At 72.7% G+C, this 17,092-nt stretch carries 9 protein-coding genes and 1 pseudogene; 3 read left to right on the top strand and 7 right to left on the bottom strand.

Annotated elements, in window-relative coordinates; all coding sequences use genetic code 11:
• Window positions 1-90 precede the first annotated feature (90 nt).
• Window positions 91-5,142: an NAD-glutamate dehydrogenase gene (locus ABZ793_RS12725; RefSeq protein ID WP_357456161.1), complete on the bottom strand. Its 5,052-nt coding sequence runs from the start codon at window positions 5,140-5,142 to the stop codon at window positions 91-93.
• A gap of 287 nt (window positions 5,143-5,429) precedes the next feature.
• On the opposite strand from ABZ793_RS12725, the gene ABZ793_RS12730 reads away from it, so the two are divergent.
• Window positions 5,430-7,394 carry a penicillin-binding transpeptidase domain-containing protein gene (locus tag ABZ793_RS12730; protein WP_357456164.1) on the top strand — a complete coding sequence of 655 codons (1,965 nt, stop codon included), beginning with the start codon at window positions 5,430-5,432 and terminating at the stop codon, window positions 7,392-7,394.
• Window positions 7,395-8,058: 664 nt separating this feature from the next.
• Here the strand turns inward: ABZ793_RS12730 and ABZ793_RS12735 are convergent.
• The 6 genes and pseudogenes from ABZ793_RS12735 to ABZ793_RS12760 all read right to left on the bottom strand — a co-directional run.
• Window positions 8,059-8,994, bottom strand: a pseudogene (locus ABZ793_RS12735) (arginase family protein); the annotation flags it as partial.
• Between the two features lie 66 nt (window positions 8,995-9,060).
• Complete coding sequence (locus ABZ793_RS12740) at window positions 9,061-9,978, bottom strand: tetratricopeptide repeat protein (RefSeq protein ID WP_357456167.1); 918 nt, start codon at window positions 9,976-9,978, stop codon at window positions 9,061-9,063.
• Window positions 9,979-10,139: 161 nt separating this feature from the next.
• The gene (locus tag ABZ793_RS12745) at window positions 10,140-11,828 is read right to left on the bottom strand and encodes a methylmalonyl-CoA mutase family protein (RefSeq protein WP_357456170.1); all 1,689 of its coding nucleotides are present in this window, start codon (window positions 11,826-11,828) and stop codon (window positions 10,140-10,142) included.
• Window positions 11,829-11,937: 109 nt separating this feature from the next.
• Entirely contained in the window at window positions 11,938-12,351 is a 414-nt protein-coding gene (locus ABZ793_RS12750; RefSeq protein WP_350708685.1) for an Asp23/Gls24 family envelope stress response protein, read from the bottom strand.
• A gap of 84 nt (window positions 12,352-12,435) precedes the next feature.
• Complete coding sequence (gene meaB, locus ABZ793_RS12755) at window positions 12,436-13,440, bottom strand: methylmalonyl Co-A mutase-associated GTPase MeaB (protein WP_357456175.1); 1,005 nt, start codon at window positions 13,438-13,440, stop codon at window positions 12,436-12,438.
• A gap of 112 nt (window positions 13,441-13,552) precedes the next feature.
• Window positions 13,553-14,752: an acetyl-CoA C-acetyltransferase gene (locus ABZ793_RS12760; RefSeq protein ID WP_357456178.1), complete on the bottom strand. Its 1,200-nt coding sequence runs from the start codon at window positions 14,750-14,752 to the stop codon at window positions 13,553-13,555.
• Between the two features lie 62 nt (window positions 14,753-14,814).
• Here ABZ793_RS12760 and mce point away from each other — a divergent pair, with 62 nt between their 5' ends.
• Window positions 14,815-15,285: a methylmalonyl-CoA epimerase gene (mce, locus tag ABZ793_RS12765; RefSeq protein WP_350708691.1), complete on the top strand. Its 471-nt coding sequence runs from the start codon at window positions 14,815-14,817 to the stop codon at window positions 15,283-15,285.
• A 280-nt stretch (window positions 15,286-15,565) separates the two neighbouring features.
• Window positions 15,566-16,921, top strand: coding sequence for a crotonyl-CoA carboxylase/reductase (ccrA, locus tag ABZ793_RS12770; RefSeq protein WP_357456236.1), 1,356 nt, complete (start codon window positions 15,566-15,568; stop codon window positions 16,919-16,921).
• The last annotated feature ends 171 nt before the right edge of the window (window positions 16,922-17,092 follow it).

Consider the following 17,092-nt stretch of genomic DNA (forward strand, 5'->3'; position numbering starts at 1 on the left):
GCACGGCAGCGGAGGCGGGACGCCGGGAAACGACGACGCGGTCCGGCCGGTCGGGGAACCGACCGGCCGGACCGCGCGGCGTGTCCGGCGTCAGGCGGCGGCGGAGGTCCGCACCAGGGTGCGGATCTGGCGCAGCAGCACCGACAGGGCGGCGAGGTCAGCCCGGGACTCGTCGAACTCCCCCATCGCCCGCTCGGCCCGGTGGATCGACGTGGCGTTCGACTGCTCCCATTCCTGCACCCGCTCCTGCGGCGGCAGGGTGCCGGGGGTGGAGTCGAGCACCTCGGCGGTCAGCGCGGCCAGCGCGGCGTACAGGTCGTAGCGCAGCGCCATCCGGGCCAGCGTCTGCCAGCGGTCCTCCCGCGGCAGCAGGGAGATCTTCGACAGCAGCGAGTCGACCCGGAAGCGGTCGGAGAGCACGAAGTAGACCGGGGCCACCTCGCCGACGTCGCGCCCGCTGCTCGCCGCCGTCTCCACCACGTCGAGCAGGCCGAAGCTGTACATCAGCCGGGTCGTCTGCTCGGCCAGGTCGCGCGGCAGCCCTCGCTCGGTCAGCGAGTCGATGTGGGCCGCCAGCGACTCCCGCTCGCTGCCGTAAAAGCGCTCCTCCAGGTCGGGCAGGAGCCGGGCCACGCCGTCGCGCAACCGGGCGATCTCCGCCGGCACGTCGATCGGCGAGCGGCGGTTGGTGACCAGCCACCGCACCGCCCGGTCCAGCAGCCGCCGGCTGTCCAGGTAGACGCTCGTCTGCAGCTCCGGGTCGACCTTGTTGTCCAGGGCCTCCACGGCGTCCCACAGCTCGCGCAGCCCGAAGACCTCGCGGACCACCACGTACGCGCGGATCACGTCCGCCGCCGAGGCGGCCGTCTCCTCGACCACCCGGAAGACGAACGTGATGCCGCCCCGGTTGATCGCCTCGTTGACCAGGACGGTGGTCACGATGTCCCGGCGCAGCCGGTGCTGGCCCATCCGGTCGGCGAACCGCTCGCGCATCGGCGTCGGGAAGTAGTTGACCAGGACGTCGGTCGTCCACTCCTCGTCCGCGAGCCCCTCGGCGAGGATCTCCGTCTCCAGGACGATCTTGACGTACGCCAGCAGCACCGCGAACTCCGGCGCGGTCAGCCCGGACTCGGTCCGCACCGCCAGCTCGTCGTCCGGCGGCAGCGCCTCCAGGGACCGGTTCAGCGCCCCGGAACGCTCCAGCTCGGTGATCATCCGCCGGTGCACCGGCAGCAGCGAGGCGGCCTGCGCCTGCGCGTTGTTGATCGCCCGGGCCTGGTCGTAGTTGTCCCGCAGCACCAGCTCGGCGACCTCGTCGGTCATGTCGGCGAGCAGCTCGTCCCGCTCGGGGAGGGTCAGCGCGCCGTCGGCGACCGCCGTGTTCAGCAGGATCTTGATGTTCACCTCGTGGTCGGAGCAGTCCACCCCGGCCGCGTTGTCGATGAAGTCCGTGTAGATCCGGCCGCCGGTCTGGGCGTACTCGATCCGGCCGAGCTGGGTCCAGCCCAGGTTGCCGCCCTCGCCGGCCACCCGGCAGCGCAGGTTCTTGCCGTCCACCCGGATCGCGTCGTTGGACTTGTCGCCCACCTCCGCGTTGGTCTGGCTGGAGGCCTTCACGTACGTGCCGATGCCGCCGTTCCAGAACAGGTCGACCGGCGCGGTCAGGATCGCCTTCATCAGTTCCTGCGGCGAGAGTTGCTCCACCTCGGCGTCCAGGCCGAGCCGCTCGCGGACCTGCGGCGAGATCGGCACCGACTTGGCGGTACGCGGGTACACGCCGCCGCCGGCCGAGATCAGCTCCCGGTTGTAGTCCTCCCACGACGAGCGGGGCAGCTCGAACAACCGCTTCCGCTCCGTGTACGAGGTGGCGGCGTCCGGGTCCGGGTCGAGGAAGATGTGCCGGTGGTCGAACGCGGCCACCAGCCGGATGTGCTCCGACAACAGCATCCCGTTGCCGAACACGTCGCCGGACATGTCGCCCACGCCCACGACGGTGAAGTCCTGGGTCTGGGTGTCGTGCCCCATCTCGCGGAAGTGCCGCTTCACCGACTCCCAGGCGCCCCGGGCGGTGATGCCCATCTTCTTGTGGTCGTACCCCGCGGAGCCGCCGGAGGCGAACGCGTCGCCGAGCCAGAAGTTGTGCGCCGTGGAGATCTCGTTGGCGATGTCCGAGAACGTCGCCGTGCCCTTGTCCGCCGCGACCACCATGTACGGGTCGTCGCCGTCGTGCCGGACCACGTCCTCCGGCGGCACGATCTCGCCGCTGACGATGTTGTCCGTGACGTCCAGCAGCGCCGAGATGAACTCCTTGTAGCAGACGACCGCCTCGTCGCGGTCCCCCGGCTTCTGCTTGAGCACGAAGCCGCCCTTCGCGCCGACCGGCACGATCACGGCGTTCTTCACCATCTGCGCCTTGACCAGGCCGAGCACCTCGGTGCGGAAGTCCTCCCGGCGGTCGGACCAGCGCAGCCCGCCCCGGGCCACCGGCCCGAACCGCAGGTGCACGCCCTCGAAGCGCGGCGAGTACACGAAGACCTCGAACTTCGGCCGGGGCGCCGGCAGGTCGGGGATCGCCTGCGGGTCCAGCTTGAACGCCACGTACGACTTCGGCCGCCCGTCCTCGCGCTTCTGGTAGAAGCTGGTGCGCAGGGTGGCCTGGATCAGCGTCAGGTAGGCGCGCAGGATCCGGTCCTGGTCGAGGCTGACGACGTCGTCCAGCGCGCCCCGGATCTCCGCGACCAGCTTCTCGCTGCGCTGCTCCCGCTCCTCGTGACCCATCGCGCCCGGCGCGAACCGGACCTCGAAGAGCTCCACCAGCAGCGTGACGATCCTCGGGTACGCGATGAAGGTCGACTCCATGTACTCCTGCGAGAAGACCGCGCCGGTCTGGCGCAGGTACTTCGCGTACGCCCGAAGCACGACCACCTGCCGCCAGGTGAGGCCGCTACGCAGCACCAGCTCGTTGAAGCCGTCGACCTCGGCCTCGCCCCGCCACGCCGCCGCGAAGGCGTTCTCCACGTGCGGGCGCACCTCGGCCAGCTCCTGGTGCCCCTCCGGCAGCCGCAGCCCGAAGTCGTAGAGGTAGACGCGGCCGTCGATCCGGTCCACCTCGTACGGGTGCTCGTCGACCACCCGGACGCCGAGGGAGTGCAGCACCGGCAGCACTGCGGAGAGCATCATCGGCTCGCCGTACCGGTAGACCTTGAAGCGGACGTCCATCGCCTCGTCGACGTCCGGGCCCCGCCCGCCGGCCCGCGGCGCGGCCTGCTTGCGGAACAGGTGCATCTCCAGCTGGCCGGGCTCCTCCAGCAGCTCCAGCTTGGCCAGGTCCTTCATCGCCTCGTACGGCGTGTGGCCGTCCTTGTAGCCCTCCGGGAAGGCGTCGGCGTACCGGCTGAACAGGTGCTTGGCCTGCTCGTCGCCGAGCTTGCGCTCCAACACCAGCCGGTAGTCGTCGTCCCACAGCCGGGTGGCGTCGGCCAACTCCTCGGCGAGCAGGTCGGCGTCGATGTCGCTCGGGGGCTTGGTCGGGTCGGTCCGGACGGTGAAGTGCACCCGGGCGAGCATCGACTCGGTGACCCGGGTCGTGTAGTCGACCCCGACGCCGTGCAGCTCGCGGAGCAGGATGTCCTGCATGCGCAGCCGGTTCTGCGTGGTGAACCGGTCCCGGGGCAGGTAGATCAGGCAGGAGATGAACCGCCCGTACGCGTCCCGGCGCAGGAACACCCGCAGCTGCCGGCGACCGGCCATCCGCAGCACGCCGATCACCGCGTGGTAGAGGTCGTCGGTCTTGATCTGGAACAGCTCGTCGCGCGGGTAGGTCTCCAGGATCTGGAGCAGGTCCTTGCCGGAGTGGCTGCGCTGGCTCAGGCCGGAGCGGTCCAGCACCTCGGCCACCTTGCGGCGGACCACCGGCAGCTCGCGCACGCTGGTGCGGTACGCCGCCGTGGAGAACAGGCCCAGGAAGCGCCGCTCGCCGACCACCTCGCCGGCCTCGTTGAAGATCTTGAAGCCGATGTAGTCGAGGTAGGCGGAGCGGTGCACGGTCGCCCGCGAGTTCGCCTTGGTGATGATCAGCAGGCGCTTCTCGGTGACCTTGTCGTGCGCCTCCGGCGTCATCGACGACAGCGGCCGGGCCTCCGGGGAGTCCTGGCGCAGGATGCCCAGCCCGGTGCCGAGCACGGCCTCCAGCGCCTGCCCCCCGTCGCCGGTGTCGGCCAGGCGGTACTCCCGGTACCCGAGGAACGTGAAGTGGTCGTGGGCGAGCCAGCGGAGCAACTCCACCGAGTCGGTGATGTCCTTCTCCGGCACCGGCGGCCGGTTGTCCGACGTCCGCGCGGCGGCCAGCTCGTCGGCGAGGGCGAGGGCCCGCTGGCGCATCTTCGGCCAGTCCTCGACCGCCTCCCGCACGTCGGTCAGCACGCGCTGGAGCTCGCGGCGCAGCTTCTCCCGTTCGGCGGCGTCCCGGACCGGGTCGATCTCGATGTGCATCCAGCTCTCGACCAGGTCGCCGGCGAGCGCGTCGTCGGGCTCGACGTCGGCGGAGACCTCGACCAGCCGGCCCAGCGGCTCGCGCCGCACCACCACCAGCGGGTGCACCAGCAGGTGCACGTCCAGGTGGCGCGCGTTGAGCAGGGCGGTCACCGAGTCGACCAGGAAGGGCATGTCGTCGGTCACGATCTCGATGACCGTGTGGTGCTGGTCGGCGTCGGGCTCGTGGATGCGGAGCTTCAACTCGCCCGGCACCCGCTGCTGGGCCAGGTCCCGGTGCGCGCGCGCCGCTTCGAGCATCTCCTCGGCGGTGAAGCCGATCAGCTCCTCGTCCGGCGCGAACCGCCAGAAGCGGCTGACCAGGGTCGCCACGTCGTGGTCGTCGCCGGCGAGCGCCACGGCCTGGGCCACCAGGCGCTCCGCGTTGGGTACCGGCTCGTCGAGCTCGTTGTCCTCCACGTCGTCGGCCAGCGCGTCAGCGGGTAGGCCCAGGTCGTAGATCGTGTCGATACTCGTACCGGTCATCCCGGTCACCCCTGTGTCGGGCCGGCCGAAGCCGTCCCCGTCGGTTGCCGAATCGAAGCTGTCGTCCCGGCTGGTGTCAGCCTGCCGGAGGTCGGGTCCCGGTTTGATCGCCGGACGCCGGTCCATCGGTGCCACTCCCCTCGACCCACCGCGTTGTGGGTCACTCTGCCGCCCAGCCTAGGCCCTACCGTTCCGCGCCTTCGTCGGCGGACCACGGTGCGGACGTCCGGTTCCGGACTTTGTCCTTTCACCCGTTGCGGATACGAGGTTGGCCGGTCGGGGGTTACCCCGCCACCGGTTGTTCATCACCCCGTCGCAGGCCCGTCTTTGCGCACGTCGCAGCCGCCTCGGGACGGTACGGACGGCGCGGCCGTACTAGCGTGACGGCAGTTCCGAGATCGGAGGACTGCTCCATGCACCCCTCGTACCCCAGCCGTCACCCTCGCAACCGGCTCCGCCCGTCGCTCGCGCTGCTCGCCGTGACCGCGCTCGCGGCCGGCGCGCTCACCGCCTGCTCGGGCAACGACGGGCCGGAGCGCAGCGTCGACGCGTTCCTGGCCGGCTGGCGGTCCGGGGACCTCCAGGCCGTCGGGTTCGTGGACCCGGCGGGCGCGAAGGTGCCGGCCGCCGACGTGTCCCGCGAGATCAAGGAGCTCTCCGGCGAGCTGGCGGCCACGCCGCCGGCGCTGACCCGCCAGGGCGACGCGAAGATCACCGCGGACGTCGCGACGGCGGTGGTCACGGTCGAGTGGAGCCTCCCGGGCCAGACCCGCTGGGCGTACGACCGGCAGGTGCGGCTCAGCCGCGGCGGCGACGACGAGTGGCGGGTGATCTGGGAGCCGCAGCTGGTGCAGGAGCAGCTCAGCCGGGGCGACCGGCTCGGGCTGCGCCGGGACCCCGGCCCCCGGGCCGCGGTGCTCGACGCCGCCGGCCAGCCGATCGTGGCACCCCGGCCCGTGGTGCGGGTGGGGCTGCAACCGAGCGAGGTCACCGACGTGGCGGGCCTGACCCGGAAGCTGGACGCGGCCTTCCGGGCGATCCGGCCGGCGATCACCCCGCCGGTGGACCTCTCCGGCCTGCCCAAGCGGCTCGCCGACGCCGACCCGGGCGCGTTCGTCGAGGTGGTCACCCTGCGCGAGGAGGCGTACCGGCAGATCAAGACCCGCATCTACGACCTGCCGGGCACCAAGTTCCGCAGCGACAAGCTCGACCTCGCGCCCACCCGCGAGTTCGCCCGGGCGGTGCTCGGCTCGGTCGACCCGGCCCAGGCCGACGACCTGGCGAAGCACCCCGACCGCTACGCGGCCGGCGACCTGGTCGGCCACGGCGGCCTCCAGGGCCGCTACGACGAACGGCTGCGCGGCGCGCCCGGGCTGACCGTGATCACCGAGCGGCCCGGCCCGGACGGCACGCTGGTCCCCACCGGCACCGAGGTGTTCCGCCGCGAGCCGCAGCCGGGGCAGCCGCTGAAGACCACGCTCGACGTGGCCACCCAGAACGCGGCCGACGCCGCCCTGCGCGCCGAGAAGCGCCGGGCGGCGCTGGTGGCGGTGCGGATCAGCGACGGTGCCGTACTCGCCGCCGCCAACGGTCCCGGCGCGGCCGGGGAGAACCTGGCCTTCACCGCCCAGGTCCCGCCGGGCTCCACGTTCAAGATGGTCAGCGCGCTCGGCCTGCTCGACCTCGGCGCGGTGACGCCGGACACGACGGTGGCCTGCCCGAAGACGTTCACGGTGGACGGCCGGCCGTTCAAGAACTCCGACAACTTCGAGCTGGGGGCAGTGCCGTTCCGCACCGACTTCGCGAAGTCCTGCAACACGGCGTTCACGGCGCTGGCGCCGAAGCTCGGCCCCGACGGGCTGGCCGTCGCCGGCCGGTCGCTCGGGCTGGAGGGGCAGTGGGACGTGGGCCTCGACGCCTTCACGGGCAAGGTCTCCGCGAACGGCGGCGCGACCGAGCAGGCCGCCGCCGCGATCGGGCAGGGCACCACGGTCGTCAGCCCGCTGGCCATGGCGTCCGCCACCGCGGCGGTCGCCCGGGGGCGATTCGAACAGCCGAAACTGGTGCTTGACCCGGCCCCGGCCCAGCCCGCCGCCCCCGGCCCGCAGCTCAAGCCGGAGTCGGTCGAGGCGGTCAAGGCGATGATGCGCGAGGTGGTGACGGCGGGCTCCGGCACCGCGCTGAAGGACGTGCCGGGCGCGCCGGTGCACGGCAAGACCGGCACCGCCGAGTACGACAACAACCCGGCGCACACGCACGCCTGGTTCGTCGGCTGGCAAGGCGACGTCGCGTTCGCGGTCTTCGTCGAGCAGGGCGGCGCCAGCACCGCCACCGCCGTCCCCGCCGCCGAGCGTTTCCTGCGCGCCCTGGCCCGCTGACGCGCCCAGCGCGCCAGCCCTACCACGGGTCGCACCCGACCGGACCGGGGTGACGCGGACCGGGCCGGCTGACACCCGACCGCGGCGTACCCGCCGGCTCGACGCTGTCGAGCTGCCCCCACAGGCGGGGCAGTCGCGACGCCGCAGGGCCGACACCGACCAACGTCGGCAGAGCGCACCGATGGGCCGGCTCTGTCGGAGACCCCGACAGCCGTCAGGCGATGCCGGCGGTGGACGGCGAGGTGCCGTCGTCGGTCGCGGACGGCGAATCCTCCGGGCCCAGGCCCGCGAACGGCGCCCGGCGCAACAGGCCAGGCCCGGCGGAGGCGGGCGGACCGACCGGTTCCGGCGCGGCCAGGCCGGGACCGGTGCCGTCGGCCACCGGGGCAACCACCCCGACCGCGTCAACCGGGCCGACCGACCCGAGAAGAGCTGGCGGAACGCCCTCGGCGCGCGCCTCGACGCCGCCGCCCGGGTGACGGTCGTCATCGTCGTCCTCGGGGGCGGGGACGGCGGCAGAAGCGGGAACGGGCGAGGGCGTGATCGGGGGCTCCGGACGGCCGTTGCCCCGCCGGGCCGGCGGTACCGACAAGGAGCGGACCGAGGAGTTGCCGGCCGACGAGGCGCGGACCGCGGGGGCGGTAGCCGCCGACGAGTCCGGCAGCAGCCGGGGCGGCAACGCGCCCGGGGCGGAGACGGGGCGCAGCCCGGCCACGACGGTGTTGACGATCTCGGCCGCGTACGCGCCGTCCGGGTCGTAGTCGGGGTCGAAGACGGTCAGCTCGACGCCGAGGCAGTGCGGGGTGTCGACCAGCCCGGCGAGCAGGATCTCCAGCTCGGCGAAGGCGATGCCGCCCGGGTCGGGGGCGTCCACGGCCGGCATCACGGCCGGGTCCAGCACGTCCACGTCGATGTGCACCCAGTAGCCGGCGCAGTCGGCGAGCTGCTCGTGCGCCCACTGGGCGGTACGCGCCGCACCCTCGGCGCGCAGCGCCGGCACCGGACGGGTGGTGATCCCGGCGGCCTGGAGGTCGAGGCGGTACTCGTCCTGCGCGCGGATGCCGAGCACCACCACGTCGATGTCCCGGAAGTACGGCCGGCGCCCCTCGATGGCGGCCAGGTCGGCCTGCCCTCGCCCGGTGACCAGGGCGAGGTCCTCCCCCGCCGCCGCGCCCACGTACGAGGCGTTGCCGGGGTGCCGGAAGTCGGAGTGGCCGTCGACGAAGACCAGCCCGATGCGGCCGCCGACCGCCTCGCCGAGCCGGTGCATGGCCAGCGCCGAGCCGAGCAGGATCGAGCAGTCGCCCCCGAGGACCAGCGGGAACTCCCCGCGGTCGATGATGGCGCCGATCCGCTCGGCGAGCGCCGCCGAGTAGTCGGCGATCTCCCGGGCGTGGCAGACCCCGTCGCCGGGTCGCCAGTCGCCGGGGTCGTAGCGGGGCGGGGTGAGGCAGCCGGCGTCGCGGGCCCGCAGCCGGGCGAGCAGCCCCTGGTCGCGCAGCGCGCCGGGGGCCTTGGCGCAGCCCGGCACCGAGGTGGACGTGGGTGGGCGCAGGCCGAGGTTGCTGGGCGCGTCGAGGACGGCGATCCGGCGCATCATGGGCTCCCGTCCTCAGGTGTCGGGCGGGCCGGCCGGAACGCCGGCCCGCGCTGGCGTGCTACGTGCTCAGAACAGGGCGCTGGCCAACGCCCGGCGGGCCGAGGCGACCGCCGGGTCCTCCGGCCCGGCGACCGCGAAGAGGCCGACCAGGTGCTGGCGTACCTTCTCGCGGTCGTCGCCGGCGGTGCGGCGGACCAGGCCCACCAGGCGGGCGTACGCCGCCTCGGCCTGACCGCTGAGCACCTCGATGTCGGCGGCCAGGAGCTGGGCCTCGACGTCGTCGGGGTTGGCCTGGGCGGCGGCGATCGCCGCGCCCGGGTCGGCCCCCGCCACCCGGCGGGCCAGCCCGACCTGGGCGAGGCCCGCCTCCGCCGCGGCGTCCGCCGGGGACTCGGCGAGGATCTTCTTGTACGCGCGCTCGGCCGCGTCCAGGTCGCCGCTCATCAGGGCGTCGTCGGCCTCGTCGAGGCGCGGGTCCTCCGGCTCGGCGACGGTCACGCCACCAGCCTTGAGCACCGCCTGGATCCACTGCCGCAGCTGTGCCTCGGGCACCACGCCCGAGAAGGCGTCGATCGGCTGGCCGCCGACCACCGCGTAGACCATCGGGATGCCCTGCACCCGGAACATCTGGGCGATCCGCGGGTTGGCGTCCACGTCGATCTTGGCGAGCACCCAGGCGCCGCCGCCCTCCGCGGCCAACCGCTCCAGCACCGGCGAGAGCTGCTTGCACGGCTCGCACCACTCGGCCCAGAAGTCCACGATCACCGGTGTGGTGAGCGAGCGTTCGAGAACCTCGGACTGGAATGTCGCCTCGCTGACGTCGATGACGCTGACGCCGCCGCCGGCGGTGCCGGGCAGGCCTCCCGAGGGGCCGGGCTGGGCGGGGGCGGTGGGGCGGGCGGGGGCCGGTGCGGGGGTGCGCAGCGCGCTGAGGTCGACCGCGCCGCGGGTGAAGATCGACGAGGTGATCCGTGGGTCGCTCATGGTTACCTAGTCTCGCACGCGACCCGCCGAACTCAGATCAACCGCGACGGCGACAGTTGCAACTGTCACGACCGGTCGTCGCAGGTGTGGGGCTTCTGCCGGAAAGCCGACGGCGCCGGGGAGTTCCCCGGCGCCGTCGGGCGGATCAGAAGCGGGCGGGATCAGAAGCGGGCGGGCTCGCGGTAGACGCCCCACTCGGCGCGCAGGGCGTCGCAGATCTCGCCGAGGGTGGCCTCGGCGCGTACGGCGTCCAGCATGGCCGGGATCATGTTCCCGTCGGTCCGGCCGACCGCGACCATCCGCTCGATCGCCGCCTTGACGGCGGAGTCGTCCCGGCCGGCCTTGCGCTCGGCCAGCACCCGGCGCTGCTCCAGTTCCACCTCGTGCGAGATGCGCAGGATCTCCAGGTCCTTGGCGACCGTGCCGGTGTGGCAGTTGACGCCGACGATCTTCTTGTCGCCCTTCTCCAGCGCCTGCTGGTAGACGAAGGCCGACTCGGCGATGTGGCCGGTGAACCAGCCGTCCTCGATGCCGCGCAGGATGCCGGAGGTCATCGGGCCGATCTGGTGCGGGCCCTCCCCGCCGAGCTGCCGGATCCGGGCGAAGATCGCCTCCGCCTCGGCCTCGATCTTGTCGGTGAGCGCCTCCACGTACCACGACCCGCCGAGCGGGTCGGCCACGTTGGTCACCCCGGTCTCCTCCATCAGCACCTGCTGCGTACGCAGGGCGATCTCGGCGGACTCGTCGGTGGGCAGCGCGAGGGTCTCGTCCAGCGCGTTGGTGTGCAGGGAGTTGGTCCCGCCGAGCACCGCGGCGAGCGCCTCGACGGCCGTCCGCACGACGTTGTTGACCGGCTGCTGGGCGGTCAGCGACACCCCGGCGGTCTGGGTGTGGAACCGTAGCCAGAGCGCCTTCTCGCTGGTCGCGCCGTAGACGTCGCGCAGCCAGCGGGCCCAGATCCGGCGGGCGGCCCGGAACTTGGCGATCTCCTCGAAGAAGTCGACGTGCGAGTCGAAGAAGAAGCTCAGGCCCGGGGCGAAGACGTTGACGTCCAGCCCGCGCGAGAGCCCCAGCTCGACGTAGCCGAACCCGTCGGCGAGCGTGTACGCCAGCTCCTGCGCGGCCGTCGCGCCGGCCTCCCGGATGTGGTAGCCGGAGACCGAGAGCGGCTTGTAGCGCGGGATCTCCCGGGCGCAGTACTCCATCAGGTCGCCGATCAGGCGCAGGTGCGGCTCCGGGTCGAAGAGCCACTCCTTCTGCGCGATGTACTCCTTGAAGATGTCGGTCTGCAGCGTGCCGTCCAGCCGGGACAGGTCGGCGCCCTGCCGCTCGGCGGCCACCAGGTACATGCAGAACACGGGCACGGCCGGCCCGGAGATGGTCATCGAGGTGGTCACGCCGGCCAGGTCGATGCCGTCGAAGAGCGTCTCCATGTCGACGGCGCTGTCCACCGCGACGCCGCAGTGGCCCACCTCGCCGAGCGACTGCGGGTCGTCCGAGTCCCGGCCCATGAGGGTGGGCATGTCGAAGGCGACCGAGAGGCCGCCGCCGCCCGCGCCGAGGATCATCTTGTAGCGCTCGTTGGTCTGCCGGGCGTTGCCGAAGCCGGCGAACTGCCGGATGGTCCAGGTCCGCCCGCGGTAGCCGGTCGGGTACAGACCCCGGGTGTACGGGTACTCGCCCGGCCAGCCGATCCGCTCGAAGCCCGGGTAGGCGACGCCCTCCGGCGGCCCGTAGACCGGGTCGACGGGCATCCCGGAGAGCGTGGTGAAGTCGGCGTCCCGCTTGCGCGCGGCGTCGTAGCGGGCCTGCCAGCGTGCCCGTCCGGCTGCGATCTCGTCGGCGTTCATCCGCGGGGCTCCTCCTCGAGTCCTCGACCTGCACGTCGAGTGTAGAGCCCAGCCTGAACGATCGCTAAGGCAACTCGTACCGGCCGGTAACCTGAGCTGCCCGCACCGGTCAGGCGGTCGGCGCGGCGGGCTCCCCCAGCGTCACGTCGTCGACCCGGATGTTGATCTCGTCGACCCGCAGCCCGTACGCCTCGACCGCCTCGGTCACCTTCACCCGGACGGCGTCGGTCACCTGCGGCACCGGCCGGCCCGCCTCGATCACGATGACCAGGTTGACCACGGCCGCGCCGTTCGTGACGTGGGCCGAGCAACCCCGCCGGGCGTCGCCGACCTGGTCCAACCCGACCTTGTCGAGCACCGCGTTGAAGAACCGGGCCACGTCGCCGCCCAGCTCGGCCACCCCGGGCACCGACCGGGTGGCGGCCACCGCGATCTTCTCCACCACCTCGTCGGAGACGTGCGTGCTCCCGCCCGCCACCGCGTCCGGCGTCACCGACAGCTCCTGGGTCGCCTCGTCGCCCATCGTCCCCCCACTCGCCGCGCACCGCCCCACGGGTCCGTGGAGCGGTGCGAGCGTACTAGGTCGGCGGGAACCGGAGGGGACGCCTCAGGAGCCGAGCTGGGCGAGCAGCTCGTCGGCCGCCGCGTACGGGTCGAGGGCGCCCTCGGCCACCTTCGCGGCGAGGGCCGGCAGCTCCGTACCGTCGCGCAGGGAGCCGATCCGGGCGCGGAGCACGCCCAGCGCGATCGCCTCGATCTCGGCGGCGGCCCGCGCCTCCTGGCGGCGGCGCAGCTCGCCGTGCTCGACGAGCCAGCCGCGATGCTTGTCGATGGCGGCGGCGATGTCGTCGATCCCCTCGCCCCGCGCGGCGATCGCACGGACCACCTGCGGTCGCCAGTCGCCCGGGCCGCGCTCGCCCAGGGCGATCATGCCCTGGATGTCGCGGTAGGTGGCGTCGGCGCCGTCCCGGTCGGCCTTGTTGACCACGAAGACGTCGGCGATCTCCAGGATGCCCGCCTTGACCGCCTGGATCGCGTCACCCATGCCCGGGGCGAGCAGCACCAGCGTGGTATCGGCCAGCGAGGCGACCTCCACCTCGGCCTGCCCGACGCCGACGGTCTCCACCAGCACCACGTCGCAGCCGGCGCCCTCCAACACGCGGACCGCCTGCGGCGTGGCCGCCGACAGCCCGCCGAGGTGCCCGCGGCTGGACATCGAGCGGATGTAGACGCCCGGGTCGGTCGCGTGGTCCTGCATCCGGACCCGGTCGCCGAGGATCGCCCCGCCCGTGAACGGGCTGGACGGGTCGATCGCCAGCACGCCGACCCGGTGCCCCCGGGCGCGCAGCGCCCGGACCAGCTCGTTGGTGGTGGTGGACTTGCCCACGCCGGGCGAACCGGTCAGGCCGACCACCTGGGCCTGCCCGGCGTACGGCGCGAGCGCCGCCGCGATCCGCGGCAGCGTCTCGTCGCCCGACTCGACCAGGGTGATCAGCCGGGCCACCGCGCGGGGATCCCCCGCGCGGGCCCGCTCGACCAGCATCGGCACGTCCCGACTGCGGCGCACCGGGGGTGCGCCCGCCGCCGGGACGTCGTCGACGATCTCGCTCACTGCACCGCCTCTGTTCCCGACTGCGGGGCTCGCAAGACCGGCTCACTCCTCCCGCTCACTGTGCTGCCTTCGTTTTTTTCGGCGGCTGTACCCGATCAGCGGCGCGTCGCGCTCACTGGCCGCTCTCGCCAGGGGCCGGGACGTGGATGACCAGTGCGTCGCCCTGGCCGCCGCCACCGCAGAGCGCGGCCGCGCCGGTGCCGCCGCCGCGACGCTTGAGCTCCAGGGCCAGGGTGAGCACCAGCCGGGCGCCGGACATGCCGATCGGGTGGCCCAGCGCGATCGCGCCGCCGTTGACGTTGACCTTGTCCGGGCTGATGCCGAGGTCACGGGTGGACTGGATGCCGACCTGGGCGAACGCCTCGTTGATCTCGATGAGGTCGAGGTCCTCGACGCTCAGCCCGCCCTTCTTCAGGGCGTGCTGGATGGCGTTGGACGGCTGCGAGTGCAGGGAGTTGTCCGGCCCCGCCACGTTGCCGTGCGCGCCGATCTCGGCCAGCCAGGTCAGGCCCAGCTCCTTGGCCTTGGCCTTGCTCATCACGACCACGGCGGCGGCGCCGTCGGAGATCGGCGAGGAGCTGCCGGCGGTGATGGTGCCGTCCTTGGTGAACGAGGGCCGCAGCTTGGCCAGCACCTCGACGGTGGTGTCCGGGCGGATGCCCTCGTCCTCGCTGATCACCAGCGGGTCGCCCTTGCGCTGCGGGATGACCACCGGGGTGATCTCGTCGGCGAAGTGGCCGTTCTTCTGCGCGGCGGCGGCCCGCTGGTGGCTGGCCGCGGCGAACGCGTCCTGCTCCTCGCGGCTGATGCCGTGCTTCGCGCCGAGCCGCTCGGTCGACTCGCCCATCGAGCAGCAGTCCCAGGCGTCGGTGAGCCCGTCCAGCGCCATGTGGTCCTTGACCACGACGTCGCCGTACTTGTAGCCGCCGCGCTGACCGAGCAGCAGGTGCGGGGCGTTGGTCATCGACTCCATGCCGCCGGCCACCACGATGTCGAACTCGCCGGCCCGGATGAGCTGGTCGGCCAGGGCGATCGCGTCCAGGCCGGAGAGGCAGACCTTGTTGATGGTCAGGGCCGGCACGGACATCGGGATGCCCGCCTCGACCGCCGCCTGGCGGGCCGGGATCTGCCCGGCACCGGCCTGGAGCACCTGACCCATGATCACGTACTGGACCTGCTCGGGGGCGACGCCGGCGCGCTCCAGCGCCGCCTTGATCGCCACGCCGCCGAGCTTGGTCGCGGAGAGGTCCTTGAGGTTGCCCAGCAGGCGCCCCATGGGGGTCCGCGCGCCGCTGACGATCACCGAAGCCATTGCCTGCCTCCGAGGGGGTGCCGACCTGTACGCCTTAACGATTGTTCGGTCAGACTAGCGCCATGGCTGAGAACTCCCCCGTCGAGACCGCTGCCGACTATGTCACAGACATCGGCCTGCTCCGCATCGACCACGTCGGGGTCGCCGTGGCCGACCTGGACGCCGCGATCGACTTCTACCAGCGCACCTTCGGAATGCGCTGCGTGCACACCGAGACCAACGCCGAGCAGGGCGTACGCGAGGCGATGCTGGCCGTCGGCCCGACCACCGAGGGCGGCTGCCTGCAACTGCTGGCCCCGTTGACGCCCGAGTCGACCATCGCGAAGTTCCTGGACCGCAAGGGGCCGGGCGTGCAGCAGGTGGCGTACACGGTCGCCGACATCGACGCCGCCTGCGCGGCGCTGCGCGAGCGGGGCGTGAAGCTGCTCTACGACACCCCGAAGCGCGGCACGTCGAACTCCCGGGTCAACTTCGTCCACCCGAAGGACGCCGGCGGCGTGCTCGTCGAGCTGGTCGAGCCCGCCGCGCACTGACGCCCACGACCGGCCCCGCCACCGACCGGGGGCCGGTGACCACCGGCGTCGAGCGCGGCGCTGCGCGGTACGACCGCCGCCCGGACACCTCCACGCATCGGCCGATGCAGTTTTTCACAGAGGGCTTCCAGCCCTAGCTACCGTTCAGTAACGTCCCGCCCCAACAGGAGCTCGGCCGTGCCGGATGTGTCGGATGCCGACATGGCGGCCGGCCGCACTCACGCCGACGATGGCAGCACCCAGGCCCGCGTGCGCGGGTGCGGACGAACGGGAGGTCGACGTGCAGGACATCCTCGAAGCGATCATGGCGGCGGAGGGATCCGACCAACCGGAGCGGGAGCTCGGCGGCATCGCCGGCCTGCCGGTCCCGGAGTCGTACCGGGGCGTCGTGGTGCGCGCCGACGAGACCCGGATGTTCGACGGCCTGGCCACCCGGGACAAGGACCCGCGCAAGGCGCTGCACGTGCAGGAGGTGCCGACGCCGGAACTCGGGCCGGGCGAGGCGCTCGTCGCGGTCATGGCCAGCGCGATCAACTACAACACGGTCTGGACCAGCATCTTCGAGCCGCTGTCGACCTTCAAGTTCCTCCAGCGCTACGGCCGGCACTCCGAGCTGACCAAGCGGCACGACCTGCCGTACCACGTGGTCGGCTCGGACGCCGCCGGCGTGGTGTTGCGCACCGGGCCCGGGGTGACCCGCTGGAAGGCCGGCGACGAGGTGGTCGCGCACTGCCTCTCGGTGGAGTTGGAGGACGCGGCCGGGCACGACGACACCATGCTCGACCCGCAGCAGCGGATCTGGGGCTTCGAGACCAACTTCGGCGGCCTCGCCGAGTTGGCCGTGGTCAAGGCCAACCAGCTGATGCCCAAGCCGCGTCACCTGAGCTGGGAGGAGGCGGCCAGCCCCGGCCTGGTCAACTCGACGGCGTACCGGCAGCTCGTCTCGCACCACGGGGCGAACATGAAGCAGGGCGACGTCGTGCTGATCTGGGGCGCCTCCGGCGGCCTCGGCGGGTACGCCACCCAGATGGCGCTCAACGGCGGAGCGATCCCGGTCTGCGTGGTGTCCTCCCCCGACAAGGCGGAGCTGTGCCGCAGGATGGGCGCCGAGCTGGTGATCGACCGGGCCGCCGAGGGCTTCCGCTTCTGGAAGGACGAGGAGACCCAGGACCCGGACGAGTGGCGCCGCTTCGGCGAGCGGATCCGCGAGCTGACCGGCGGCGAGGACCCGGACATCGTCTTCGAGCACCCGGGCCGGGAGACCTTCGGCGCGAGCGTCTACGTGACCAAGCGCGGCGGCACCGTCGTCACCTGCGCATCCACGAGCGGCTACCAGCACCAGTACGACAACCGCTACCTCTGGATGCACCTGAAGCGGATCGTCGGCAGCCACTTCGCCAACTACCGCGAGGCGTGGGAGGCGAACCGGCTGGTGGCACTGGGCAAGATCCACCCGACCGTGTCCAGGACCTACGGCCTGGAGCAGACCGGCCAGGCCGCGTACGAGGTGCACCGCAACGCGCACCAGGGCAAGGTCGGCGTCCGCTGCCTCGCCCCCTCCGACGGGCTCGGCGTGCGCGACCGCGAGCTGCGCTCCCGGCACGAGGACGCGATCAACCGGTTCCGCGGCCACTGACCACACCGACGACCATTGGGGGCGAACGACGATCGTTTTCCGCCACCGACGCGGGGCGCTCATTCGAGTGCCCGGCCATGCGCGACAAAGGGCCGCGGCGATCTCCCGCGGCCCTTTTCCGTAGTCACTCTCCGTGCCGTCCGACCCGCCCGGGACCTGCCAAGATCGCCG

Source organism: Micromonospora sp. NPDC047465 (genome assembly GCF_040643125.1).
Taxonomy (GTDB): domain Bacteria; phylum Actinomycetota; class Actinomycetes; order Mycobacteriales; family Micromonosporaceae; genus Micromonospora.

What these genes read in the sequence shown, in the direction of transcription:
- ABZ793_RS12725 (WP_357456161.1), bottom strand. Translation starts at nt 5,142, where the DNA reads ATGGACCGGCGTCCGGCGATCAAACCGGGACCCGACCTCCGGCAGGCT.
- ABZ793_RS12730 (WP_357456164.1), top strand. Translation starts at nt 5,430, where the DNA reads ATGCACCCCTCGTACCCCAGCCGTCACCCTCGCAACCGGCTCCGCCCG.
- ABZ793_RS12740 (WP_357456167.1), bottom strand. Translation starts at nt 9,978, where the DNA reads ATGAGCGACCCACGGATCACCTCGTCGATCTTCACCCGCGGCGCGGTC.
- ABZ793_RS12745 (WP_357456170.1), bottom strand. Translation starts at nt 11,828, where the DNA reads ATGAACGCCGACGAGATCGCAGCCGGACGGGCACGCTGGCAGGCCCGC.
- ABZ793_RS12750 (WP_350708685.1), bottom strand. Translation starts at nt 12,351, where the DNA reads ATGGGCGACGAGGCGACCCAGGAGCTGTCGGTGACGCCGGACGCGGTG.
- ABZ793_RS12760 (WP_357456178.1), bottom strand. Translation starts at nt 14,752, where the DNA reads ATGGCTTCGGTGATCGTCAGCGGCGCGCGGACCCCCATGGGGCGCCTG.
- mce (WP_350708691.1), top strand. Translation starts at nt 14,815, where the DNA reads ATGGCTGAGAACTCCCCCGTCGAGACCGCTGCCGACTATGTCACAGAC.